The 23,900-nt window shown below is 62.4% G+C and carries 21 protein-coding genes; 12 read left to right on the top strand and 9 right to left on the bottom strand.

Translation table 11 applies throughout. The features are described from left to right. Positions 1-298: 298 nt before the first annotated feature. On the top strand, positions 299-2,038 hold the full coding sequence (locus HY836_RS06960; RefSeq protein WP_290674887.1) for an ATP-binding protein: 1,740 nt from the start codon (positions 299-301) through the stop codon (positions 2,036-2,038). Between the two features lie 4 nt (positions 2,039-2,042). On the opposite strand, the gene HY836_RS06965 is transcribed toward HY836_RS06960, so the two are convergent. The 4 genes from HY836_RS06965 to HY836_RS06980 form a co-directional block, all read right to left on the bottom strand. After that, positions 2,043-2,549, bottom strand: coding sequence for a DUF1993 family protein (locus HY836_RS06965; RefSeq protein WP_290674889.1), 507 nt, complete (start codon positions 2,547-2,549; stop codon positions 2,043-2,045). Positions 2,550-2,606: 57 nt separating this feature from the next. Then, the gene (locus tag HY836_RS06970; RefSeq protein ID WP_290674891.1) at positions 2,607-3,563 is read right to left on the bottom strand and encodes a DUF808 domain-containing protein; all 957 of its coding nucleotides are present in this window, start codon (positions 3,561-3,563) and stop codon (positions 2,607-2,609) included. 103 nt (positions 3,564-3,666) lie between these two features. After that, the gene (locus tag HY836_RS06975; protein WP_290674893.1) at positions 3,667-4,551 is read right to left on the bottom strand and encodes an HDOD domain-containing protein; all 885 of its coding nucleotides are present in this window, start codon (positions 4,549-4,551) and stop codon (positions 3,667-3,669) included. Positions 4,552-4,613: 62 nt separating this feature from the next. Continuing rightward, positions 4,614-6,053, bottom strand: a complete 1,440-nt coding sequence (locus tag HY836_RS06980; protein ID WP_290674895.1) for a cytochrome P450 — start codon at positions 6,051-6,053, stop codon at positions 4,614-4,616. A gap of 108 nt (positions 6,054-6,161) precedes the next feature. Here HY836_RS06980 and HY836_RS06985 point away from each other — a divergent pair, with 108 nt between their 5' ends. Continuing rightward, positions 6,162-7,166, top strand: coding sequence for a tRNA-dihydrouridine synthase (locus tag HY836_RS06985; RefSeq protein WP_290674897.1), 1,005 nt, complete (start codon positions 6,162-6,164; stop codon positions 7,164-7,166). On the opposite strand, the gene HY836_RS06990 is transcribed toward HY836_RS06985, so the two are convergent. After that, positions 7,136-7,960 carry a MipA/OmpV family protein gene (locus HY836_RS06990; RefSeq protein ID WP_290674899.1) on the bottom strand — a complete coding sequence of 275 codons (825 nt, stop codon included), beginning with the start codon at positions 7,958-7,960 and terminating at the stop codon, positions 7,136-7,138. The two genes, HY836_RS06985 and HY836_RS06990, sit on opposite strands and share 31 nt — an antisense overlap. Positions 7,961-8,067: 107 nt before the next feature. Here HY836_RS06990 and ylqF point away from each other — a divergent pair, with 107 nt between their 5' ends. The 3 genes from ylqF to HY836_RS07005 are packed head-to-tail and all read left to right on the top strand — an operon-like array spanning position 8,068 to position 11,694. Next, the gene (gene ylqF, locus HY836_RS06995; RefSeq protein ID WP_290674901.1) at positions 8,068-9,027 is read left to right on the top strand and encodes a ribosome biogenesis GTPase YlqF; all 960 of its coding nucleotides are present in this window, start codon (positions 8,068-8,070) and stop codon (positions 9,025-9,027) included. Positions 9,028-9,075: 48 nt separating this feature from the next. Beyond that, positions 9,076-9,717 carry a ribonuclease T2 gene (locus HY836_RS07000; RefSeq protein WP_290674903.1) on the top strand — a complete coding sequence of 214 codons (642 nt, stop codon included), beginning with the start codon at positions 9,076-9,078 and terminating at the stop codon, positions 9,715-9,717. 18 nt (positions 9,718-9,735) lie between these two features. Further along, positions 9,736-11,694, top strand: coding sequence for an ATP-dependent helicase (locus HY836_RS07005; RefSeq protein ID WP_290674905.1), 1,959 nt, complete (start codon positions 9,736-9,738; stop codon positions 11,692-11,694). Positions 11,695-11,700: 6 nt separating this feature from the next. Here the strand turns inward: HY836_RS07005 and HY836_RS07010 are convergent, their stop codons facing one another. Then, positions 11,701-12,390, bottom strand: a complete 690-nt coding sequence (locus HY836_RS07010; protein WP_290674907.1) for a TetR/AcrR family transcriptional regulator — start codon at positions 12,388-12,390, stop codon at positions 11,701-11,703. A gap of 64 nt (positions 12,391-12,454) precedes the next feature. Here HY836_RS07010 and HY836_RS07015 point away from each other — a divergent pair, with 64 nt between their 5' ends. From HY836_RS07015 to HY836_RS07030, 4 genes are all read left to right on the top strand, one after another. Next, positions 12,455-13,339 (top strand): DUF1571 domain-containing protein, encoded by an 885-nt coding sequence (locus HY836_RS07015; RefSeq protein ID WP_290674909.1) that lies wholly within the window; start codon positions 12,455-12,457, stop codon positions 13,337-13,339. 68 nt (positions 13,340-13,407) lie between these two features. Continuing rightward, a complete protein-coding gene (locus HY836_RS07020; RefSeq protein ID WP_290674911.1) occupies positions 13,408-14,790 on the top strand; it encodes an NYN domain-containing protein in 1,383 nt (460 codons plus the stop codon). Positions 14,791-14,874: 84 nt separating this feature from the next. Next, complete coding sequence (locus HY836_RS07025) at positions 14,875-15,630, top strand: hypothetical protein (RefSeq protein WP_290674913.1); 756 nt, start codon at positions 14,875-14,877, stop codon at positions 15,628-15,630. 132 nt (positions 15,631-15,762) lie between these two features. Continuing rightward, entirely contained in the window at positions 15,763-16,683 is a 921-nt protein-coding gene (locus HY836_RS07030) for a triacylglycerol lipase (RefSeq protein WP_290674915.1), read from the top strand. Between the two features lie 46 nt (positions 16,684-16,729). On the opposite strand, the gene HY836_RS07035 is transcribed toward HY836_RS07030, so the two are convergent. Beyond that, entirely contained in the window at positions 16,730-17,137 is a 408-nt protein-coding gene (locus HY836_RS07035; protein WP_290674917.1) for a YbaN family protein, read from the bottom strand. A 95-nt stretch (positions 17,138-17,232) separates the two neighbouring features. On the opposite strand from HY836_RS07035, the gene HY836_RS07040 reads away from it, so the two are divergent. Next, positions 17,233-18,765, top strand: coding sequence for a choice-of-anchor I family protein (locus HY836_RS07040; RefSeq protein WP_290674919.1), 1,533 nt, complete (start codon positions 17,233-17,235; stop codon positions 18,763-18,765). 38 nt (positions 18,766-18,803) lie between these two features. Here HY836_RS07040 and HY836_RS07045 read toward each other — a convergent pair whose 3' ends face one another. After that, a complete protein-coding gene (locus HY836_RS07045; RefSeq protein WP_290675069.1) occupies positions 18,804-19,670 on the bottom strand; it encodes an AraC family transcriptional regulator in 867 nt (288 codons plus the stop codon). A 137-nt stretch (positions 19,671-19,807) separates the two neighbouring features. On the opposite strand from HY836_RS07045, the gene HY836_RS07050 reads away from it, so the two are divergent. Then, positions 19,808-20,353: a carboxymuconolactone decarboxylase family protein gene (locus tag HY836_RS07050; RefSeq protein WP_290674921.1), complete on the top strand. Its 546-nt coding sequence runs from the start codon at positions 19,808-19,810 to the stop codon at positions 20,351-20,353. 62 nt (positions 20,354-20,415) lie between these two features. Here the strand turns inward: HY836_RS07050 and HY836_RS07055 are convergent, their stop codons facing one another. Then, positions 20,416-22,227: a glutamine--tRNA ligase/YqeY domain fusion protein gene (locus HY836_RS07055; protein ID WP_290674923.1), complete on the bottom strand. Its 1,812-nt coding sequence runs from the start codon at positions 22,225-22,227 to the stop codon at positions 20,416-20,418. 147 nt (positions 22,228-22,374) lie between these two features. Here HY836_RS07055 and HY836_RS07060 point away from each other — a divergent pair, with 147 nt between their 5' ends. After that, a complete protein-coding gene (locus HY836_RS07060) occupies positions 22,375-23,787 on the top strand; it encodes an alpha/beta hydrolase domain-containing protein (protein WP_290674925.1) in 1,413 nt (470 codons plus the stop codon). The last annotated feature ends 113 nt before the right edge of the window (positions 23,788-23,900 follow it).

The raw sequence follows: 23,900 nt of genomic DNA on the forward strand, positions 1-23,900 counted from the left end.
CACAGGCGCTAATCTGGCGCCCCCTGCCAAGCATGTCGCTCCGCTGGCAGTGGTATGTCGAGTCACAAGATACTCGCCACGAACGCCATAACTGAATCCTGCCAGTGAATGCGGCAGATGATTCCCGAGCATGCTTGAGGAGCGACCGATGAGTTTTGCGGCCATTTCAAAGCTACAGCGTATTTTGGGTAACCGAGGTTTTACCAACCCCAAACTGGAGCGTGAATTCCAGAAGGGATATCGCTCCTATGGCGTTCGGTTTCTCCATATTTCATCCATGCTGGCGGCCTGCTCCTTCATGGCATTTTGGTTGGTTGACGGTTTAACCGGTCGCCGAGGCGTGCTCGATGACACGCAATTGATCCGGTTCAGCGTGGCCGTTTTGTTCATGGTGTTTGGCCAACTGGTTCAACACTTCAAACGATTCTTCAAACGCCACTACGCCAAGACCAGTTCCTGCCTGGTTTGCTTCAGCGCGTTGACCACAGGCTATATCGCGCACATCGGGCAGATCAATGCGCCTGCCAGTTCCGCCTACTGGACGCTCACCTCCGCATTTGTGCTCGCCACTTTGGTGACCTACGGCTTTGCCCGCCTGAATGCCATCAACACCTTGCTGCTGGGCGGTTTCATGATGGCGGTGGCCCTGGCTTTCGGTGCGGCCGTGCCTGACTTTGATGGCCCGGGTTACCAACGCATGGTGATCCACCTGTTCGCGGCCAACGCACTGGGCCACATGCTCCATCGGCTGTCGATGTCCCGCGAGCGCAAGTTGTTCCTTCAATCACGCCGCAAGAACCGCGTGGCAGACCTGCGTCGCATGAAGGAGCAAGCCGAAGCCGCCGACCGCGCCAAGACTGCCTTCCTGGCGAACATGAGCCATGAAATTCGCACACCGATGAACGGCGTCATCGGTGCCCTGAGCATGCTCAACGTCGACAAACTCACGGAGCGGGACCGCTTGTTCGTCAAGTCGGCACGCGACTCGGCCAAGAACCTGCTCGACATCCTCAATGAGATCCTGGACTTCGCCAAACTCGATGCGCACAAGGTCCGCCTGACGCCCACAACGTTCAACTTGCGCGACACCATCGTCACCGCCTGCGAGTCCTTTCGCGCTGCCGCCCTTCAGAAAGGCCTGCAGATTCGCGGCGATGTCTCTGGCGTGCCCTTTGAGGTCAAGACGCTGACCGCCGACGAGGGCAAGTTGCGCCAGGTGCTGCTCAACCTGATCAGCAATGCAGTGAAGTTCACGCAACAAGGCGAGGTGGTTGTCTCGGCCAGCGTGAACCTGCTGGACAAGCAAAATGCCCAACTGGTCATTGATGTGTCTGACACGGGCATGGGCATTCCCGAAGCGGCGCTGGAACGGTTGTACCAGCCCTTCTATCAGGTTGAATCAGGCACCTCCCGCAGCCATGGCGGCACGGGTCTGGGGCTGGCCATCTGCAAGCAGATCATCGAAGAAATGGGGGGGCAGATCAGCACGCGCAGCGCCATCGGCGTGGGCACCACTTTTGAAATCACCTTGGAAGTGCCCTACAGCACCGTGGAACAAAACGCCACCGACGGTCTGGCCGATCAGATGATGTTCAGGGATTCGGTGCCCCCGCAAGACCAGGACTGGAAACTCACCGGTGATGTCCTGCTGGTGGAAGACAATGAGGTCAATGCCTTCATCGCCTCGATGACGCTGGAGAGCCTGGGCGTGACCTGTCATCAAGCCCGCAATGGCGAAGTCGCCGTGCAGATGTTCAGGGAGAAGGCGTTCGATGTGGTCCTGATGGACTGCGAGATGCCCATCATGGATGGCTACGAAGCAGTCCGGCAGATCCGCGCCATCGAATCGGAAGACACGGCGCGGGAGCGCACACCAGTTGTGGCCCTCACCGCACACGCTTTGACGGGCGACCGCGAAGCCTGCCTGGAGCGAGGCATGGACGACTACCTCACCAAGCCCTTTGACCGCCACATGCTGGCCGTGACGCTCGGCAAATGGTTGCCAATGACCGTGTCCGCCACGGCCACCAGCGACTGATCCATCAGGCGCCGCCCAGGAAGTCGGCTTTGCCGATCTCCACGCCACCGTGGCGCAACAGGTTGTAGGCCGTGGTGGTGTGGAAGTACAGATTGGGCAGCACCCAGCCTGTCAGGTAGGCCTGGCCCTTGAACTCGAAAGTGCGTGACGGGAAGCTCAGCACGATGTCGGCGTCTTCCTTGCCATCGATCTGTTCGGGCGTGATGGTCTTGAGGAAAGCGACGGTCTTGTCGATGCGCGCCTGCAGTTCGGCAAACGTCGCTTCGTTGTCCTCGTACTTGGGCATGTCGATGCCTGCCAGGCGTGCTGCGCCGCCCTTGACCGTGTCCGAGGCGATCTGAACCTGGCGGATCAAGGGGAACATGTCGGGGTAGATGCGCGCCGTCAAGAAGGCGTTCGGATCGATCTTGCGCGCCTCACAATGCGCCGCACCCTTGGCCAGGATGGCCGCCAGGTTGTGGAGGGTGTGGATGGCCACAGGGACGAAGGCCGAGTACATGGACAGGCTCATGAAGCTTCCTCATTGTGTTGGGGGTGGCGCTTTGTACATCGAACAACGCCTTGATGCTCAACCGCGCTTGAATAGGCCCATGAGCTTGCTGCCCAACATGACCACGGCCAGCGCGAGGGCGCCCGCTGCGATACCGGCGACCGCATCCAGCACCACCGGCGCCACCACAGCCAGCACCCCGCCGATAGCTGGCACGCCGTGCACCGCATGTTCGGCCGCCTCCACCACCTCATGTGCGCCAGGCAGACCATGCAGCAAGATGCCACCGCCCACCAGGAACATGGCCGCCGTGCCAACAACCGACAGCGTTTTCATCAACACGGGCGCAGCAGCCAGCAACCCTTGGCCAACGCGACGCCGCAGGGCTGGCAAAGGCCCCTGCCCTTCCATCTGACTGAAGTACAGCCCCACGTCGTCCATCTTCACGATCGCGGCCACCAGGCCATAAACACCCACCGTGATCGCCACCGACACGCCGCTGAGCACCAGCACCTGCTTCATCAAGGAAGCTTCGGCCACCGTCCCCAAGGTGATCGTCACGATCTCGGCTGACAGGATGAAGTCGGTGCGCACAGCACCTTCTATCTTGTCCTTCTCGAACGCCACCATGTCCACCTCGGCGTCGGCCAGCGCATGGGCCAGGGCTTCGCGATGCGCCTCTTCTTCGTGGTCATCACCATGCAGGAAGGGATGCGCCAGCTTTTCAACGCCTTCAAAGCACAGGTAAGCGCCTCCGAGCATCAGCAGGGGTGTCACGGCCCAGGGTGCCAGGGCGCTGATGGCCAGCGCTGCGGGCACCAGGATCACCTTGTTGCGCACCGATCCTTTGGCCACGGCCCAGACCACCGGCAGTTCACGCTCGGCACGAATGCCAGCCACCTGCTGGGCGTTGAGGGCCAGATCGTCCCCCAACACGCCCGCCGTCTTCTTGGCGGCCACCTTGGCCATGACGGACACGTCGTCGAGGACGAGCGCAATGTCGTCGAGCAATACCAGGAGGCTGGATACAGCCATGATGTGGACTCCCTTGAATTCATCGCCTGCGTGGCCGATTGTTGGCCACAGGCAAGGCGTGAATGTTAACGGCTGAGCGGCCGCCGGGAGTCAAGCAGCCTGATCAGGCCGATTCGAAGATGTCGCGCAGTTCTTCTTCCCAGGCCATCTGTTCGTCCACACTGACCTGCAGCCACTCCATGGCAGTAGCACCGTGGACTTTCCAGTCCACGTCCTGCTCCAGGCCTTCGTGGCGGCGCATGTAGTAATCGGCCAGCAAGCCCATGGACACCAGGGTGTTGACTTCCGACTTCGCGCCCTTTTCCCTGAGGATGTCCAGATCGTGGTGCAGGCGAATGGCCGCCGTCACCGAGGGCGACAGGCGCCACACGCGGGCCACCAGGGCACCGACCACCGCGTGATCGGTTTTGTGGTTGGCATTCTCGGTTTCGACGAAGGAGCGATCAATGCGCGCATGGGCCTCGATCAGGGTGCCCAGGTAGCCACGCACACTTTGCGCCATCACGGCCATGCCAACGTGGCAGAACAGGCCATAGGTGTGCGCCAGATCGGTGGACACACCGGGCAATTTGCCCGCCATGAAGGCCATGGCCAGGGCCCGCTTGGTACAGCGTTCCCAGAAGCGCAACAGATGTTTGGAATTGACCTTGATGGCGCGGCGTGCCAGAAAACCGATCATCACCGCGGCCGTGTTTTCCAGGCCCAGGCGGTTCATCGCCTGACCGATGGTCTGAGCAGGCTGGCCGCCAGCGGCGTACAAAGGGCTGTTGGCCGCACGCAGCAAGGCGGCCGACATGGCCACGTCACTGGTGGCGATGTGCGCCACCTCGTTGAGGTCCGGCTCCTCCTTGGCCATGGCGCCCTGCAGGCGGGTCAGCAATGCAGGGCATGGCGGGATCTGGATGTCATGCAAGGGGCCGTTTTTTCTGGCCTTGTCCAACTCCGTGAGGATGTCATCGATGCAGGTGGGCTCGGTGGCGGTGGTCATGGCGGCAGACGTGGGAACGATGGGTATTTATCGGACAAGCCCACCCGTTCTTGAGCCCTGATTCAGGGTGAAATTGGCGACAATTTCAGGGTCAGACCGACCGGTGTCATCGTGAAGGACATCACTTCTGCCGCCTCGCTGCCATCGGGCGTGTCCACGGCCTCAATGCGGAACTGGCTCAGCAAGGTGGCGAGCGCCAGTTTCATTTCGACCAGGGCCAGATATCGCCCCGGGCAGACGCGTGGCCCGGCTCCGAATGGCGTGGACACCCGCTTGGCGCTGCTCGCCTGCGCCGCATCGGCATCCAGCCATCGCTCGGGGGCGAATCTTTCGGGATCCGGGAAGTAGGTGGCATCCATGGCGTCATGGCGTGACACGCACCAGATCATGGTGTCCTTGGGTACCGCCACATCGGCCACCACGGTGTCGCGCAAGGCTTGCACCACGCGAAATGGCGCCACCGGCTTGAGGCGCATGGTTTCGTGGCACACGGCCTCCAGATAAGGCAGTTGCGCCATGTGGTCCATGGTGAGCATCGAGAGATCCGCGCCCACCACATCCCGGGCTTCCTGCTGGGCTTGTTGAAGGACCGCCGGGTTGCGGTGCAGCAGGTAGATCGCCCAGGCCAGGGTGTTGGCGGTCGTGTCCTCGCCGGCCAGCAACATGGTCATGACGTTGCCCGCCACATCGTCATCGGTTACACCGCTGTCGGGCTGGTCTGCAGCCGCGATCATGGCTTCCAGCAGGTTGGTGGGTTGCGCCACGCGAGCGGGGTCGTCACGCATGCGCTGGCGTGCCTGGGCGATGAAATCCTCGATGGCCTGGCTGACAATGGTCAGGCTGTGCGCCAGCTCGCGATCCTTGGCGCGCTTGAACCAGCGCCAGTAAGGCACCAGCGCATTGACCCGGCTGAACAGCGCCGGGAAGATCTTGTCCAGATGGTGCTGGATGATGTCCTCGTCGGACTCCAGCGTGTTGGTCTCGGCGCCAAAGGCCAGGCCCGCGATGGCATCCACCGTGAAGCGCATCAGATCAGCTTGCAGGTCGATGGGCTGATGTGCGCTGGCCGCCTTGATCCAGCGAGCCTGCAAGCGCCTCGACACGCTCAGCAGCAAGGGGAAATAGGCCCGCACATGGCTGGGCGAGAACGCCGACATCACCATGCGGCGCTGGGCGTACCAGACGGCCCCTTCCGCGTTGAACACGCCGGGGTGCAAGCCCATCTCGCGCACGAGCTGATCGAGCTTGGCGGGCCGCCTGAAACCCTCAGGGCGATCACGCATCACCGTGTTGATGAGGTCGTGATCGCGCAGCACCAGCACCTTCGCCGGCCCCAGCCTGGCCTTGAAGATCGGGCCGTAAGCCTTGGCCCAGTCTTCCAGATCGATGTGGATCTGGTTGAGCTGGATCTGCAGGGCATTGCCCACGATGGGCCAGGCCTTGGGGCCCGGCAGATCGGCCCATTGGCGCAAAGGCGCGGCATGGCTGGTGGTGGTGCTCATTGACGCCTCTCTTGAACCGTGGATGGGGCAGGAAGGCGCACATTGTGACCCCGACACGCGGCCAAATACGTACACTGGCGCCCCGGTTGTTCCCTAGGTTTTTCTCTCATGGCCATCCTGCTGGCGCCCATGGAGGGTTTGCTGGACTTCGCCTTGCGCGATGTCCTGACCCGCGTGGGCGGCATAGACCGTTGCGTCTCCGAATTCATCCGCGTGACCGACACGCTGCTGCCGGCCCGCGCCTTCCTGCGCGTGGTGCCGGAGCTTGGCCATGGCAGCCGCACACCGGCAGGTGTGCCCGTGCGCGCCCAACTGCTGGGCTCGGACCCCATTTGCCTGGCTGACAACGCTGCACGGCTGGCCGAACTGGGCTCTGCCGGCATCGACTTGAACTTCGGCTGCCCGGCCAAGGTGGTCAACCGGCATGGCGGCGGCGCGGCCCTTCTGCAAGACCCCGAGCTGTTGCACCGCATCCTGACGGCTGTGCGGCAGGCCGTGCCGGGCGAAGTGCCGGTGTCGGCCAAGATGCGCCTGGGTTTTCACGATGACGACCTGGCCGAAGACTGCGCCCGGGCCATCGAAGCCGGTGGTGCCGATGAACTGGTGGTGCACGCCCGCACCAAGGCGCATGGCTACCGCCCCCCGGCCTACTGGGACCGCATCGCCGACATCCGAACCAGCGTGCGCATTCCCGTGGTGGCCAATGGCGAGATCTGGACGGTAGACGATGCGCGACGTTGCGTGGAAGTGTCAGGCTGCACCGACATCATGCTGGGGCGAGGCATCGTGGTGGACCCGGGCCTGGCACTGGCCATCCTGATCGATCAGGGCTTGCCCATTGCAGGCCAGGCCCAACCTGACTGGCCCAGCCTGCAGCCTCTGCTGGGCTACTTCTGGGAGCTGATCCTTGCTCACGTCGAGCCGCGCGCCCGCACGGGCCGCATGAAGCAGTGGCTCAACTACATGCGCAAGCGCCACCCTGAGGCGCAAGAGGCCTATATGCAGATCCGCACATTGACCGACTCACGCCTGGTGGACCCGATCGTGCGGGCCTGGGTGGGTGACGCCGCGCTGCCTGCGCCTCAGTCCGCCTCGACCATTTCGGAAGACTGACCCAGCACCCAGGCCACGGCTACGCCACCGGCCAGGTAGCTGCGCGTCCTGACCAGGGGGCTGTCGCGGAAGACGGCACCATTGAGGTTGTCATAGCGCATGAAGGCGCCCACCCAGGTCTTGTCGAAACGCTTGCTCAGGCCGGCCACGAACTGCGCCCCCGAATAACCCGCCGTGGCCTTGTAGGCAGGGCGCGCGGCCGTGGCGTACTGGGGCGCCACGTCGTAGAAGTAGGCATGACGGCGCGTGGTGGCATAGATGGGGCCTGTCAGCATGGTGAGGTTCCAGCCTGACAAGCCCGCCACGTTGCGGATATCGAGATTGAGGTTCGGGCTGGCCTGCCAGCCGTCGCTGCCCACGCCGTTGCCCAAAGTGATGCCATAGGTCACGGGCACGCGCATCTTCAAACGGACGCGGTCACCTTCGGACTTGTAGAAATGCACTTCCAGCGCCGGCCCGATCTCGATGGCGCCAGACAGGCTGGGCATGCCACGGCGCGCCTGGTTTTTCACGCTGGAGACAGGAATGCTGCCGTTGAGCCCCAGATCCACGTGAGCCGAAGGCCCCAGATCGATCAGTTCTGCACGCGCGCCCTGACGGTCCGCCTTGATCCAGTCGCCACGGTAAACCAGATAGGGAATCGGGAACAAGTAGGCGCGAGACTCATCCGAGCCCCGGTAATCGGGAAAGCTCATGGCTGCGGCACCCAGGCCCAGCTCCCATTTGGGCTTTTCCTCGGCTTGCACTGACAAGGCCAGGCCGCACAAGAGCAGCGTCCATACACGTTTGGGCATCCCACGCACTCCATTTGAATGATGGCGCACATTCTGACATTCAGAAGCAAGCACAATGGAGGGTTTGCACATCTGCGCGGCCCCAGCCCAGGAAAGAGAACACCCCGATGGCCATCAACTGGTTCCCCGGTCACATGAATGTGACCAAGAAAGCCATCATCGAACGCATGAAGGAGATCGACGTCGTCATCGAGATGCTCGATGCACGGCTGCCGGGCTCCAGCGCCAACCCCATGCTGGCGGAGCTGACCGGCACGCGCCACAAGCTCAAGATCCTCAACAAGCAGGACGTGGCCGACCCCGAGCGCACCGCCGCCTGGCTGGCCTGGTACAACGCCCAGGAAGGCACGCAAGCCATCGCGCTGGATGCCAGCGACACCGCCCCGGCCCAACGCCTGATCAAGGCCTGCCGCGAACTGGCGCCCAATCGTGGCGGCATGGCCAAGCCCTTGCGCGTGCTGATCTGCGGCATCCCCAATGTGGGCAAATCCACGCTGATGAACACCCTGGTGGGCAAGAAGGCGGCCAAGACGGGCGACGAGGCCGGCATCACCAAGATCGAGCAACGCATCAACCTGGCCAGTGATTTCTACCTGTTCGACACGCCCGGCATGCTGTGGCCCAAGATCACCATCGAGCAAGGTGGCTACAACCTGGCCGCCAGTGGCGCCGTGGGCCGCAACGCCTATGACGAAGAAGAAGTGGCGCTGGAGCTGCTGGCCCGACTGAAAGGGCCTTATGCCGCCTTGCTGGCCGCACGCTACAAACTCGATGATGTGGCCGGCATCCCCGCCCTGCATGACGATGTTCTGCTGACTGAGATCGGCCGCAAGCGCGGGGCCGTGATGACGGGTGGCCGCGTCAACCTGCAGAAAGCCGCCGAGATCGTGCTCAACGACTTCCGCAGCGCGATCCTGGGGCCCATCACGCTGGAAACGCCTGAAGAGTTCGCGCAATGGGCTGCCGTGGCGGAAGAAGCCGAAGCGGAACGCCAGCGCAAGAAGGCGGCCCGCAACAAGAAAGGCAGCGGCCGACGCCAGGATGACGACGACGATCAAGAAGACTGACGCCGGCACCCTGTACAACGCTAATCAGATCAACACAGGAGCCTTTCCATGCCCAAGCCCATCCTTTCCGTGATCCGCATGCTGAGCATGGCCATCACGCTGGCCGTCACATGCGCTGCGCAAGCGGCAGGCAGCAAGCCATTCGACTACTACGTGTTGGCCTTGTCCTGGTCGCCCACCTACTGCCTGATGCACAGCCAGGACAAAAATCAGTGCGGCAAAGGCTATGGCTTTGTGCTGCACGGGCTGTGGCCGCAGTACAAGGCGGGCGGCTACCCTCAGTTCTGCCAGACAACAGAAACCTTGAGCCGCGACGCCATCATCTACGGCGTCAGCCTGTTCCCCAGCCCATCGCTGATTCGGCACGAGTGGGACAAACACGGTACGTGCAGCAACCAGAGTGCCCTGGCTTACTTCAAGACCGCAGACCTGGCCCTGGCCAGCATCCGCGTGCCTTCGTCCATGCAGGCACCGGTCAAGCCCTTGTTCATGCCAGCCAAGGCGATTGCATCGGCCATCCAGCAAGCCAACCCCGCGCTGCCCGCCAACAGTGTGGTCGTGAGTTGCAGCGGGCCGGAGTTGTCTGAAGTGCGCGTGTGCATGAGCAAGGACCTGAAAGCCATGGCCTGCGGCAAGGGTGTCACGACCGCCTGCCGCAGCGGCAACATCCGCATCCCATCGGTGCGTTGAGCCTGTTGAATGGCGCCCATGGCTGACACCTGCTATCAACCCAAGGGCATCGTGCCCACAGCCGAACAACTGGCCATCCAGTTGGGGCGCCACAAGCGCGTGATCGTGGAGGCCAATGCGGGTGCCGCCAAAACCACCACACTGGCCTTGCGCCTGGCTCAGGCGCTCGAACGCGGCGCCGATGCCGAGCGCATCCTGGCCCTCACCTATACCGACGCCGCCGTACTGGCCTTGAAACAGGCGCTGGAGCGCATCGGCCTGCCAGCGGCCGTGCGCAACCGCATCAAGATCCGCACCTTCGATGACTTCTGCCGCGCCCGCCTGCAGCATGTGGAAGGCGGCAATGTGCACCACTACGACACGCCCGAACAGCTCAAGCCCTACGTGCTGCAAGCCATCGAGCGCGTGATGTCCAACCCGGACGAACGGCACGCGGACGAGTTTGCCGTCGATGGCAGCGGCGAGGCCATGGTCGAAGGCTTGCTGCAGGCGTTCGCACGGCTCAAGGGCACCTTGCAGTGGTTCCTGGAGGCCGGCGAACAGGTGCTCACACCTGATCTGGCCAACGAACTGGGCTTCGATTACCTGACGCTGCGCACCTTCTGGGCCTACGAGATCCTGCGGCGCGGCGGGCACCCCGATCACCCGGCTTTTCGCGCCCCGCATGACGCCACCTATGACCTGGCCTGCCTGCTGCTGGACGACGAAGCCTTCGTGGACCTGCCGCAACCGCTGGCCATGGGCCTGCATCTGATCCTGGTCGATGAGATGCACGACACCAACCGGGCCATGTTCACGGTGCTGCGCCATCTGTTGATCCAGAACCCGCAAACCGCCTTTGTCGGGGTGGGCGACCGGGATCAGGTCATCCATGCGGTGGCGGGGGCCGATGCCGGCTTCATGGGGGACACCTTCGAGCGTGAAATCGGTGAGGCCGAAAGGCTACCCTTGACCGCCTCATATCGATTCGGACCCAAGCTGGCGGCATCGGTCAGCAGGCTGTCGAACAAACGCTATGACTCGCTGAGCAGCATGGCCACCGACATCCAGGTGGTGGGCTACGACGATATCAAAGACGCACACAGGCACATCATCGAGGTGATCCAGCAAGGCGTTGGCCTGGGCCCCAAGGCCACGCGAAGCGAGCTGGCCATCCTCCTGCGCCAGCCGCATCAATCCGTGGCGCTGGAGAACCACCTGCTCGACAAGGGGGTGGACTACCGCACCAGCGGCTTTGACACCTATTTGATGCGCCCGGAAGTGCTGTTTGTACGCGGCCTCATCGCCTGTGCGCGCAACAGCTTTGCCGGCATCGAGCGCATCGAGACGCGCATGCGGGTGCTGCAGGCCATGCTGACCTTTGCGGGCTCCCATGTCGAGAGCGCACAAGACACGGCAGAGGACCGCGCCAAGGAGCAGCACGAGGCCATCAAGAGCGTGGCGCACACGCCCGAACTGGTCGAGGTGTTCCTGGAGAACCAGATCCTGCGCAATGCAGGCAAGGCCGCGCGCCATCAACTGGAAGCGGCCATCGACATCGCCAGCACCAATGCCACGCATGTGCTGCTGGAGCGCTTTGTGGCGGCCCTGTCGCCGCAGACACTGGCCGCACGCGTGATGGTGCAACGCAGCGACATCGCCCAGGTCAGTGCCAACATCCAGGGCCTGATCGCATCAGCGGCCACGTATGACCATGTCGAATCCTTCTTCCGCGCGATGAACGAGCGCGAGATCCGTCAGCAAGGCATGCGCGGCAAGGACTGCATCGTGCTGTCCAGCATCGAAGCCGCCAAGGGCCTGGAGTTCGATCACGTCATCCTGCCCGGGCTCAACAAGGGCGAGTTCGCCATTGGCGGCAACACCACCGACAACCGCAACCTGCTTTATGTGGGCATGACGCGGGCCCGCCAGCGGCTCACCATCCTGTGCGACCGCCAGCGCCCCAGCCAATACCTGGTGGATGCAGGCCTGATCTGAGGGGGTTCAGGCTTCGGGCAGCAAGGCACGCGCCCCCAGGATCAGGGCCGCAAACATGGACAGCAACTCGTCGGTCAAAGCGGGCACCGAAGGCGGCGTGTCGCCCATGAGCCACTCGCACATGAGTTCGTTGACCGCGCCCACCATGGCCAGGCAGGACAGGCCGTAGTCCCGTTTCGGCAGCAAACCGCTCTGGGCCATGGCGTTGGCATAAGCCTCTATCAGGCCCGCAAATTCGTGGATGACCGCACGGCGGCGGCGGGCCATGTCGGCGCTCACCCCCACCACTTCGACACAAGCCAGACGGGCGTGGCGCGCGTCGTCCGTGTAGGCACGCACAAAAGCGCGGATGGCTTCGTTGATCAGCTCAGTCGGCATCAAGCCTGGGGTCTGCAGGGCGGCCTGCACCTGGCTGCGGGCGTGCGCCACCACCTGCTCGTAGATCGCCAGCAACAAGGCCTCGCGGGTGTCGAACTGCTCGTAGAAGTGCCGGGGCGTGACCTTGGCCTCCGCGCAGATGGCGTCAATCCGTGTGTGCTGGAAGCCCAACGTACAAAACAGGGTCAGCCCGGCTGCCATCAGGCGCTGGCGCCGCTCCAGCAACAGTTCCTCCGCACTGCGCCCCCCATAACCACGCCGAGGCACCCGAGCTTTTGCCCCGGGCTCGGCCATTGGTTTGCGGGATGAGTGGAGCATGTTTGCATTCAGGAAATTTTTCTTTCCTTATACTAACACCATCGACATGCTCGCAGGAGTCACCATGAAGCCAAGCCGTGTTCCCCGTATTCCATCTTGCATCCTGGGTGGTCTGGCGCTGGCGTGCGGCATGCTCACATCGGTGCCAATCAGCGCAGGTGCGGCCACAACCGCGAGCGCGCATGGCACCGAAGCCAGCATGGACGAAGCCGACGCACTGGTCCAGAAGATCAAGGCCGGCACCTTGCAGGCCATGAACGACGACCAACTGATCAAAACCTTCACACAGCTCGCCCCGCAGACCTACTCCGGCTATCTGGATGTGGGCCTCAAGCAGCTCAACGAGTACGAGTTGTGGATGAAACGCGAAGAGCGGCTGAGCGGCACCTGGACCAGTCAGCCCTTCGTCAACTACATCAAATACCGCCACAAGCCCCGTCAGGTCTACATGAAGTGGCTCAAGGAGAGCCCGAAGTCCGGCCAGGAAATCATCTACGACGAGACCAGGCGCAAGGACGCCAGCTATGGGCACCTGGGCGGTTTGTTCAACGTCACCTCGATGTGGACAGCCATTGACGGCGCCATGGCCAAGGGCAACTCCAATCACACCGTGCGCGATCTGGGCATGCAGTCGGTCGTCGCCATCCTGGTTGACAGCTACAAGATGCGCGTCAAGGATGGCCATCCCACCGCCCCCAATCAGATCGAGTTGGCCAAGGTCAACGGCGAACGCACCATCGCCCTGACCTGGGTGACCCCTGCCGGCATGACGGGCGCCTATGCCGCCAAATCCAAGGTCTATGTGAACCTGCAGCAACCCTGGGTGCGCATGATTGAATCGTGGAACGAGCGCGGAGAAATGATCGAACGCATCAGCTTTGACAAGGTCCTGCCCGCCACCTTCACCGACGCCGATTTCGACCCGAAGAACAGCAACTATGCGTTTTGATCGCTGAAGGCGCCAACTTGGGCCCTGGTCATGTGATGATTCGCCCCACTAAGACCAAAGAGAACAACATGGCCCTCCCCCAAGACAACATCAGCATGGCGCTGTTTTGCGACTTCGAAAACGTCGCCCTCGGCGTGCGCGACGCCAACTACGAGAAGTTCGACATCAAGCGCGTGCTGGAGCGCCTGCTGCTCAAGGGCAGCATCGTGGTCAAGAAGGCCTATTGCGACTGGGAGCGCTACAAGGGTTTCAAGGCCGCCATGCACGAGGCCAACTTCGAGTTGATCGAGATCCCGCATGTGCGGCAGTCCGGCAAGAACTCGGCCGACATCCGCCTGGTGGTGGACGCACTGGACCTTTGCTACACCAAGTCCCACGTCAATACCTTCGTGATCATCTCGGGTGACTCGGACTTTTCGCCGCTGGTCTCCAAGCTGCGCGAGAACGCCAAGTACGTGATCGGCGTGGGCGTGAAAAACTCCACCTCCGACCTGCTGATTGCCAACTGCGACGAATTCATCTTCTATGACGACCTGGTGCGCGAAAGCCAGCGCCAGGCGGCACGCCGCGATAACCGCGACCAGCCCCAGCAACGCCGCACGCCCGAGGAAGACCGCCGCCGCCGCGAAGAAATGGACCTGCGTCGCACCAAGGCCGTCGAGATGGCCGCAGAGACCTACGAAGCGCTCGTCACGGACCGCGACGAAGGTGGTCGCGTCTGGGCCTCGGTGCTCAAGGAAGCCATCAAGCGCCGCAACCCCGGCTTCAACGAGAACTACTACGGCTTCCGCACCTTCGGCAACCTGCTGGAAGATGCCCAGCAGCGTGGTTTGCTGGAGTTCGGTCGCGATGAGAAATCCGGTGCCTATGTGTCACGTGGCACAGGCACAGTGGCGCCCCGCATCGAGCAGGCAAACGTGAACGCCACGCAGCCTGCCGAGATGCTGGAAGCATCCAAACCTCAAGCTGCCCCCCAACATCACCAGGATGCGGACACCACGTCAACGACGAACGCCAACGCGAGTGCACAAGCTGATGCGGACAGCATGGCAGCCGCCTCAGAAGAAGAAGGACCATCCACACGCCAGCGTGGTCGCCAACGCAATGGCGGGCGCCAGGCTGCGGCCAAGAATGCCGCCCGCAAGACCTCGCGCCGCAAGGATGATGGGTTGTCTGAATTGAATGTCCAGCAGCACGATGCGCCAGCGACCCCGGCACCAGCCGCTCCCATGGCGCAAGCAGATGCGATACCTGCACCAGCACCTGCCCGCACCAGGAACACCGAGCGCAAGGCCGCCCCAGCCAGGCCCCGCGCAGCCACTGCGGGCAATGAGCCCGCCGACGCACCAGCCCAGGCAGCAGCACCATCCGACGAGGCGCCCGCCGCACGCAAGAGCGCATCACGCTCGCGACGCCCTCGCAAGCCTGCTGCCAAGAAAACGGCGGAATAAGCCAGTCCGCGGCAGCATGATGTGTGAGCGATAGATGAGCCGACATGGCCGCATCGCCACACATCACAGGGAGGACTTCGCCACATGCACACGGCACTCGCCTTGTTGGCACTGATCCCGATAGGTGCCCTGACTTTCACCTTTTGGCGGCGCCAGCGGACGCTGCAGCGCGAAGCCTTCATCCGTCACTTCGCCTTCCCGAAAGGTGTGTTCGGCAAGGTCATCGAACGCCACCCGCAACTCACACAACGGGACATGGAACTGGTCAGCCGAGGGCTGCGCCAGTTTTTCCTGGCCTACCACCGCAGCGGGCACCACTACGTGTCCATGCCATCGCAGCTTGCAGATGAGCTCTGGCACGAGTTCATCCTGTATACACGCCACTACGAGGCCTTCTGTCGACAGGCCTTTGGTCGATTCCTGCATCACACGCCGGCTGTCGTGCTCAAGCAAAGCCAGTTGGGTAACGAAGGCTTGCGCCGATGCTGGCGCTGCTGTTGCCAGGAAGAAAACATCAACCCCCGCAAGCCCTCACGCCTGCCTCTGCTGTTTGCGCTGGACAGCAAATACCAGGTCCCCAACGGCTTTGTGTACGTGGCCGATTGCAGCGGCGTACGGCGCGAAGGACAGGAACGGGACGACGTTGCAGCCGTCTACTGTGGCGGTGACTTCAGCGACAACACGGTAGACGGCAGGACAAGTGGCCTGTCTGACAACGACGGTCCGGGCGCTGATCAAGGTGGCGCGCACGGCCACTCGGGCGGCCATGGCGATGGCGGTGATGGCAGCAGCAGCGGGGGCGACGGCGGCAGTTGTGGTGGCGGCTGCGGCGGCGACTGACTCGCTCAGCACTGAACCAGCGCCAGCGTCATCCCCCTTGATTGAACGCACCTCGGTACAAGTCCTGATGCCGTCCGGATTTCACTGGCTCAACATTGTTATATCGCATAACAATTTACCTGGAGTCAGATCATGTCCACCTCATCGCTTTCTCGCTGTGTCTCCTTGGCCGCCACCTTGTTGGCTGCGTTAAGCACCTCGGCTTGCTACGCAGCCACCGCCACGGCGAAGACGAAATACCCCATCGTGCTGGTGCACGGCATGGCCGGCTTCGACTCGATCATGGGGATCGACTACTTCTACCAGGTGCCCGATGAACTGCGCAAGAACGGTGCCACGGTGTTCGTGGCCTCCGTGTCATCCTTCAATGACAACGATGTACGCGGCGAACAATTGCTCAAGCAAATGAAAGACTGGGCGGCCGCCAAGGGCTACACGAAGTTCAACCTGATCGCGCACAGCCAGGGCGGCCCGACCGCACGCTATGTGCATGGCGTGGCCCCGGGCATGGTGGCCAGCATCACCTCGATCGGCTCTCCGCACGACCTCACCACCATGCAGGCCGACAACACCCTGGGTGACCTGCTCACCAACTACAGCAAGGTGGTGGCAGCCATGGGCAGCGTGATCGGCTGGGCCTCGGGCAACAGCAAGCTGCCGCAGGATCCGGTCGCCTTGCAAGCCTGGGCATCCAACACCGTAGCCTTCAACGCACGCTTTCCGGCAGGCAAACCCATCAGCTATTGCGGCGAAGGTGCCGAGAAGGTGGGCAATACGCTGTTCTATTCGATCACCGGCAATCAGGCTGCCACCAACAGCTGGGACATCTCTGACGCCATCCTCAAGCAAGCCGGCGCCAGCACCCCCGGCGTGGCCACCGATGGCCTGGTGCCGGTCTGCGCCGCGCACTGGGGCAAGGTCCTGCGTGACGACTACCCCTGGAACCACCTCGATGAGATCAACCACGTGCTGGGGCTGGTAGGAAAAGGTGCGCCGGATCCTGTCGCCTTCTACATACAACAGGCCGTGCGCCTCAAACTCAAGGGGCTGTGACGCCGCGCTGCCCACAGGCTTGAGCTGGTGTGCGGCGAGCCCGCCTTCAGCGTCGTGTTGGTATACGCCAGACCACCAGCAAGCCCACCAAGGCCAGGCCGAACAGCAAGGCCACAGCGCCCGGTGGGGCACGCAAGCTCCAGGCTGACAGACTAACCATGGCCAGCATCATGGCGCTGGCCAGCCATTTCACTTTCAGCGGTAGAGAGCGATGGGCCTCCCAGTCACGCACCATGGGACCAAACCAGCGGTTGTGTTTCAGCCAGGCATGCCAACGTGGTGAGGCCTTGGCAAAACAGGCTGCGGCCAGCAAAACAAAGGGCGTGGTGGGAAGACCCGGCAGAACCACCCCCAACACACCCAGACCCAAGGCCACGATGCCGGCCAGCATCAGGGCATAGCGTTGCCATGCCGGGCGGATGTCAGCTCGCAGAGTTGGTTCAGATCGGTCCATGATGTTCGAGATACCCCTGGAAACGCCGTGTCACGGGCCAGTCATGAAGCTAGTGCAGCATGCGGATCACCGTCATCCTACCCGCAAGCAGTCCCATGACTTTCCCGACTTTTCCCGCGCTCATCCGCCGCGCGTGCACCACGGCACTTCTGCTGACCACACTGTCCGCTCAGGCAGGCGCACTGGACAACATCACCAAATCCTGGACCTATCAGCACAGCAACACTGGCGGCTTCCTCTCGGAGATTGTGAGCTTCGACAGCGCCACGAATACCGTGTGGGTGTCCGGCGTGGCGGGGGTGGACGTCCTCAACGCCCAGACTGGCACATTCCTTGAGCGCATCGACACGTCGGCATGGGGCTCGATCAACAGCGTGGCCATCCACAACGGTGTGGCCGCTTTCGCCATCGAATCGAGCACGCGCACCAATTCCGGCGTGGTCAAACTGTTCGATACCGGTACGCGCACCTTGCTCAGCGGCACGAACACCATCACTGTCGGCGCCCTGCCCGACATGTTGACCTTCACCAAGGATGGCAGCAAGTTGCTGGTTGCCAACGAAGGCACCCCCGGCACCTACGGTACGCGTCTGACTGACTCAAACGGGCATCGCAACTATGGCGTCCCCGCACTGGATCCGGTCGGCAGTGTCAGCATCATCAACATGAACACCCGCACGGTGGCCCACACCGCCACGCTCGCTGGCGTGCCGCAAAGCGGCACCCACATCCGCGCCAACACGGGCATGGATTTCGAGCCTGAGTACATCGCGGTCAACAAGCAAGGTACCGAAGCCTACGTCACGCTGCAAGAAGGCAATGCCATGGGCGTGCTGAATCTGCAGACCGGCGGCTTCGAGAAGGTCATCGGACTGGGCGCCAAGAACTTCAGCCTGCCCGGCAATCGCATTGACCCACTCAACAACGACACCACGAACTCGGCACCTGCCACGCTCATCTCCGTCAATGCCAAAGGCCTGTACATGCCCGACGGCATCGCGGCTTATGAAGCCGGCGGCAAGACCCTGGTCGTGATGGCCAACGAGGGTGACTTCCGGGAAGATGACGCTGACCGCTCGGCGGCCAGCAGCTTCGGCGCCACTTCGCCGCTGAACGCCTTGCGTGTGTCCAACACCGATTCGTCCACCGGCGATCTGTATGCGGCAGGCGCGCGGTCGTTCTCGATCCGAGACTCACTGACCGGCGACATCGTCTACGACAGCGGCGAGATCCTGGACCGCGAGGCCATTGCACGTGGCATCTACGATGACAACCGCAGCCGCGACAAGGGTGTCGAACCCGAGGGCGTGGAAATCCTGGAGATCGACGGCCGCAGCTACGCCTTCATCGGTCTGGAGCGCACCCGCAAGGCTGCCGTAGCCATCTTCGACATCACCGACCCGGCCAACAGCAGCTTTGTCGACATGCTGGTGTCCGATGGTGACCTCTCGCCCGAAGGACTCAAAGGCTTCGTGATGAACGGCAAGGTCTTCCTGGCCTTCTCCAATGAAGTATCGAACACCACATCGATGTACCAACTGGCCGCTGTTCCAGAACCTTCGACCTACGCCCTGGCACTGAGTGCACTGGGCCTGATCGCTGCGGCCAAGGTTCGCCGTCGCCGCTGAGAAGCAATGCGCGACAGGATCGGCACCTGTCGCGCCAGTCAGACAGACAGACCGAGCCAATCGCGCGGCGACATGCCCACTCGCTGGCGAAATACGCGAGACAGCGCCGATGGATTGGCATAACCCAACTCATCGGCAATCTGCTTGATGGATCGCCCGGCGCGCAGTTGCGATTGCGCCAGGCTCAAGCGCCACTGCGTGAGGTAGTCAGCCGGGGTGTCGCCCACCTCCTGCTTGAACAAGGCCGCGAAGGCACTGCGCGACATGCCAGCGCTGGCGGCCATGCTGGCCAACGACCAGTTCAAACCAGGCTGCTCCTGCATGGCCACCAAGGCCTTGGCCAGGCGAGGCTCGGACAAACCATTGAGCAGGCCCGCGCTGACGCCACCTTCCTGAGGGTGGTCGAGCAACCAGCGCAGCAGTTGCAGCAGCAGCACCTCAAACAAGCGGTCTGCCAGCAAACGCTGACCACAGCGCACGCGCTCCGACTCGCCGAACAGCAAAGCCAGCGTGTGGCTCATCTCGCCCATCTGCGACAAGGGCAGGATCAGCAGGGGCGGCAACGATCGGGCCAAGGGATGCATGGCTCCGCCGTCAAAAGCCAGGGTCGCGCAGGTGAAGTCACTGCCTTCTTCGGGCGCGTTGTGAAAGTCATGCGCCAGTGGCCGCGGATAGAAGATCAAGGCGGGCTCGTTCACCTGCACCTTGCGCGGCGCACCGCTGCGGGCCTTGTGCGTCACGGTCATGGTGCCGCGGCGCATCACATGCAAAAAGCCCAGGCCCGGCTCAGCCGCAAAGTGCGTGACGCCACACAAAGGCCCGTTGTGAAACAGGTGCGCCCGCACACTGAATCGCTCCAGCAGCGAAGACAGGCGATCCAGCGCTGGTGTTGAAGCAGGCTCCATCATGGACGATATGGTTTGTTTCGTGGACGAAATGAACCCCATGATACAGACCTGAGCGCGACACTTTCCTTCAGCACACCGATGTGCGCCACGCCCACCAGGGCATCAACCGGCATTCAGCCAGGAAAGGAAACACCATGTCTCGCCTCCCACTGCATCACACCGCCCAAGCCCCCGCCCATAGCCAGCCCCTGCTTCAGCAGATCCAGCAAGCCTTTGGCACCGTGCCCAATATGTTCAAGGCCGTCTCGAACTCACCGGCTGCGCTGCAAAGCATGTGGGGTTCGTTTGGCGCCCTGGGTGGTGGCAGCATCGACGCCCAGTTAGGTGAGCAGATCGCCGTGGCCGTGGCCGACCGCAATGCCTGCGAATACTGCCTGGCTGCACACACGGCCCTGGGCCGCAAGGCCGGCGTGTCATCGCAAGACATGCAGGCTGCACAACAAGGCGAATCGGCCAACCCACGAACCGCCGCCGCCTTGCGCTTTGCACTCAAGCTGGTCAACGACCGTGGTCAGGTGACGGACCATGACGTGCAGGCACTGCGCGAGGTCGGGTTCAACGATGGACAGATCGTCGAGATCCTGGCGCATGTGGCACTTAACCTGTTCACCAACTACGTGAACGTGGCGTTTGCCGTGCCGGTGGACTTCCCTGCCGTCCCGCTGAGCCGCAAGGGCTGATCCACCAAAACAAAGGGCGCCTTGAGCGCCCTTTGTTCATATGCGGATACGTAAACCGACCATCACTTTGCCCAGTTGCCGTCCTTCATGCCCGTGATCTTGTTGAACACGGGTTTGCCGGCCGCGTGGTCCAGGCGATCAGCCACAAAGTAGCCAAAGCGTTCGAACTGGAACTTCTGGTCAGGTTGAGCCTGCGCCAGTGAAGGCTCGACGTAAGCCGTCACGATCTTCTTGCTGTCAGGGTTCAGGCTGGCCTTGAAGTCCTTGCCACCCGCATCAGGCTGGGCTTCGGTGAAGAGGCGGTCATACAAGCGCACTTCAGCAGCCACGCCATCGGCCACACCCACCCAGGTGATCGCGGCCTTGACCTTGACGCTGTCCGCGCCGGGTGTGCCGCTCTTGGTGTCGGGCACCACGGTGGCCAGCACCTCGGTGACCTGGCCATTGGCATCCTTGACGCAACCCGTGCACTCGATGACATAGCCGCCCTTGAGGCGCACCTTGTTGCCGGGGAACAAACGCTTGTAGCCCTTGGGCGGCACTTCTTCGAAGTCCTCGCGCTCGATCCACACTTCCTTGCCGATGGTGAACTGGCGGTGTGCGGGCTCGGGCGTGCCTTCGGGCGGATGCGGCAAGGCGGGCAGAGAGCAAGGATCCAGGTGGCCAGCGCCCATCACCTCGTCCCAGTTGGTGAGCACCAGCTTGACCGGGTCCAGCACAGCCATGCCACGGTGGGCCTTGTGCTCCAGGTCGTCACGCAGGGCAATGTCCAGCGTGCTGTAGTCGATCCAGCTATCAGACTTGCTCACGCCGATGCGCTCGCAGAACAGATGGATGGCCTCGGGTGTGTAGCCACGGCGGCGCAGGCCCACGATGGTCGGCATACGGGGGTCATCCCAACCTTCCACCACGTTCTCGTCCACCAACTGTTTGAGCTTGCGCTTGGACGTGATCACGTAGGTCAGGTTGAGGCGGGCAAATTCGTACTGACGTGGCGTGGGCTGCTTGAGCAAGCCGCCTTCGGCCAGTCGGTCCACCAACCAGTCGTAGAACGGGCGCTGGTCTTCGAACTCGAGCGTGCAGATCGAGTGGGTGATCTGCTCCAGCGCGTCTTCGATGGGGTGCGCGAAGGTGTACATCGGGTAGATGCACCACTTGTCGCCCGTGTTGTGGTGGGTGGCGCGACGAATGCGGTAGATGGCCGGATCGCGCATGTTGATGTTGGGTGCGGCCATGTCGATCTTGGCGCGCAGCACCATGCTGCCGTCAGGGTGCTGGCCGTCGCGCATCTCGCGGAAACGGTTCAGGTTCTCCTGCGGGGTGCGCGTGCGGAAGGGGCTGTCCTTGCCAGGCGTAGAGAAGTCCCCGCGGTTGGCGCGCATCTCTTCGGGCGTCTGCTCGTCCACATAGGCCAGACCAGCGTCAATCAGGTACTCGGCGGCGCGGTACATGTGGTCGAAGTAGTTGCTGGCGTAGTACAGGTGGCGCTCGGCCTTGCCATTGAAGTTCGAGTCCCAGCCAAAGCCCAGCCACTTGACGGCGTCCAGGATGGCGTCGACGTATTCCTGCTCTTCCTTCTCCGGGTTGGTGTCATCAAAGCGCATGTGGCAAATGCCGCCGTAGTCGCGCGCCAGGCCGAAGTTCAGGCAGATGCTCTTGGCGTGGCCCACGTGCAGGTAACCGTTGGGTTCCGGCGGGAAGCGGGTGCGGATCTTGGCGGGGTCTGGCTGGCCCTGTTCGTGGTGAGCGGCATCACCGGGCGAGCCGGCCCAACGGCGGCTGGCATAGGTGCCCTGCTCCAGATCGCGGTCAATGATGCCGCGAAGGAAATTGCTGGGTTTCGAGGGAGTGTTGTCGTCAATAGGCGCGTTCATGCCTCGATTCTATCGACCCCCTTGCCTGCGTGATCCGCCGAGGTCTTCATTCGGGTTCGCCCGGTTGGCTTTGTTATGCAAGACAACTATCTTTGCGATAAAAACATAACGAACACCATTCCATTAAACGCATTACAGGAGCACCGCATGCAAGTTGGAACAAAACACGTCCTCAGCCGGCTGACACTGGCCACATGGCTGATCTGCGCAGGGGCCTCGGCCATCGCCGCAGCCCCGCAAGCCGCCATCACAGCCAGCCCGGCCACACCGGGTTACGGTGACCGCGCCGATGTCGATCACCTCGATCAATACGGCTTCACCGAGCGCGAATTCATCATCTCTGGCCTGGCCCGCAAGTTCAAGGGCGTGGGCACACTGGGCAGCGATGGCAAGTGGGCCGCCAGTGTGGTGTCCAGCAACACGCCGTACAACACGATGATGATCGTGCGTAGCCCTTCTGATCCAGCCAAATTCAACGGCATCGTGATTGTGGAATGGCTCAATGTCAGCACCGGTTACCCGCTGGATGTGGACTGGGGCATGGCGCACGAGGCCATCCTGCGCGAGGGCTATGCCTATGTGGGCGTGAACGTCCAGAAGGTGGGCATCCAGGGTGTGCAAAAGCTCACGGCCTATGGCGATCGCTATGCCGCCGGCAGCATCCCCAGTGACGACATTTCTTACGACATCCTGTCGCAAACAGCGCAGGCCCTGCGTGACCAAAATGACCTGATTCTGGGTGGCCTGCGGCCTCACAAACTGATCGCCAGCGGACACTCCCAATCAGCGATGCGCATGATGACCTACGCCAACGCCATCCAGCCGCTGGACAAGGTGTTTGACGGCATCCTGATCCACGGCCGACTCAACAGTGGCGCCAAGATGGCTTCATCCGACAACATGCCCTCGCTGGCAGCCGTGCGCAGCGACACCAACGTGCCGGTCTTTCTGATTCAGTCGGAAATGGATGTGGCGGTCGCGGGCGGCACCTCCAGACAGATCGACACGGACCGCATCCGCCATTGGGAGGTGGCCGGCTCGGCCCATGCAGATCAATACCTGCTGGACAGCATCGGATCCGTGAGCGGGCGAGAAGTTGGCTGGACACCACCCGAATGTGGCAGCCCCTACAACGCCATGCCTTTTTACATGGCCCAGATCGCTGCCTATGACCACCTGAAAAACTGGATGCTCAATGGCAAGGTACCACCTGTGGCGCCACGCATGCAGCGCGACTGGTTGGGCAGCGTCAAGAAGGACGCCAACGGCAATGCCGTCGGGGGTTTGCGCCTGCCCGAGATCGACGTGCCCATTGCCAAGTACGGCCACGCGAACTTCACGACCGGCTCACTGGCCTTCCTGGACTTGTTCGCTTGTGTAGCCGGAGGCAATACCAATTATTTCTCGGCCACCAAGCTCAAATCGCTGTACCCCACTCACGCCGACTACGTGAGCAAGTACAAGGCCGCCGCAGACGCTGCGCTGGCCAAGGGCTACATCCGGCCTGCCGACTACCTCCAGGCACTCAAACGCGCACAGGCTGCACCCGTACCGCAGTAAAGCCCCAGGGCCCGAGGGGTGCCATACCCTCCGGCCCTTCTGTTAAACGGATTTCAAACAAACGTTCGACGTTGTACATAGGAGAAATATCACCGTTTCAAACACCCCCCATT

Origin of the sequence: Aquabacterium sp. (assembly GCF_016234775.1) — a bacterium.
Classification (GTDB): Bacteria; Pseudomonadota; Gammaproteobacteria; order Burkholderiales; family Burkholderiaceae_C; genus Aquabacterium.

Coding starts and splice junctions, on each gene's coding strand:
- HY836_RS06960 (WP_290674887.1), top strand. CDS start 299: ATGGCATTTTGGTTGGTTGACGGTTTAACCGGTCGCCGAGGCGTGCTC.
- HY836_RS06965 (WP_290674889.1), bottom strand. CDS start 2,549: ATGAGCCTGTCCATGTACTCGGCCTTCGTCCCTGTGGCCATCCACACC.
- HY836_RS06970 (WP_290674891.1), bottom strand. CDS start 3,563: ATGGCTGTATCCAGCCTCCTGGTATTGCTCGACGACATTGCGCTCGTC.
- HY836_RS06975 (WP_290674893.1), bottom strand. CDS start 4,551: ATGACCACCGCCACCGAGCCCACCTGCATCGATGACATCCTCACGGAG.
- HY836_RS06980 (WP_290674895.1), bottom strand. CDS start 6,053: ATGAGCACCACCACCAGCCATGCCGCGCCTTTGCGCCAATGGGCCGAT.
- HY836_RS06985 (WP_290674897.1), top strand. CDS start 6,162: ATGGCCATCCTGCTGGCGCCCATGGAGGGTTTGCTGGACTTCGCCTTG.
- HY836_RS06990 (WP_290674899.1), bottom strand. CDS start 7,960: ATGCCCAAACGTGTATGGACGCTGCTCTTGTGCGGCCTGGCCTTGTCA.
- ylqF (WP_290674901.1), top strand. CDS start 8,068: ATGGCCATCAACTGGTTCCCCGGTCACATGAATGTGACCAAGAAAGCC.
- HY836_RS07000 (WP_290674903.1), top strand. CDS start 9,076: ATGCCCAAGCCCATCCTTTCCGTGATCCGCATGCTGAGCATGGCCATC.
- HY836_RS07005 (WP_290674905.1), top strand. CDS start 9,736: ATGGCTGACACCTGCTATCAACCCAAGGGCATCGTGCCCACAGCCGAA.
- HY836_RS07010 (WP_290674907.1), bottom strand. CDS start 12,390: ATGCTCCACTCATCCCGCAAACCAATGGCCGAGCCCGGGGCAAAAGCT.
- HY836_RS07015 (WP_290674909.1), top strand. CDS start 12,455: ATGAAGCCAAGCCGTGTTCCCCGTATTCCATCTTGCATCCTGGGTGGT.
- HY836_RS07020 (WP_290674911.1), top strand. CDS start 13,408: ATGGCCCTCCCCCAAGACAACATCAGCATGGCGCTGTTTTGCGACTTC.
- HY836_RS07025 (WP_290674913.1), top strand. CDS start 14,875: ATGCACACGGCACTCGCCTTGTTGGCACTGATCCCGATAGGTGCCCTG.
- HY836_RS07030 (WP_290674915.1), top strand. CDS start 15,763: ATGTCCACCTCATCGCTTTCTCGCTGTGTCTCCTTGGCCGCCACCTTG.
- HY836_RS07035 (WP_290674917.1), bottom strand. CDS start 17,137: ATGGACCGATCTGAACCAACTCTGCGAGCTGACATCCGCCCGGCATGG.
- HY836_RS07040 (WP_290674919.1), top strand. CDS start 17,233: ATGACTTTCCCGACTTTTCCCGCGCTCATCCGCCGCGCGTGCACCACG.
- HY836_RS07045 (WP_290675069.1), bottom strand. CDS start 19,670: ATGGAGCCTGCTTCAACACCAGCGCTGGATCGCCTGTCTTCGCTGCTG.
- HY836_RS07050 (WP_290674921.1), top strand. CDS start 19,808: ATGTCTCGCCTCCCACTGCATCACACCGCCCAAGCCCCCGCCCATAGC.
- HY836_RS07055 (WP_290674923.1), bottom strand. CDS start 22,227: ATGAACGCGCCTATTGACGACAACACTCCCTCGAAACCCAGCAATTTC.
- HY836_RS07060 (WP_290674925.1), top strand. CDS start 22,375: ATGCAAGTTGGAACAAAACACGTCCTCAGCCGGCTGACACTGGCCACA.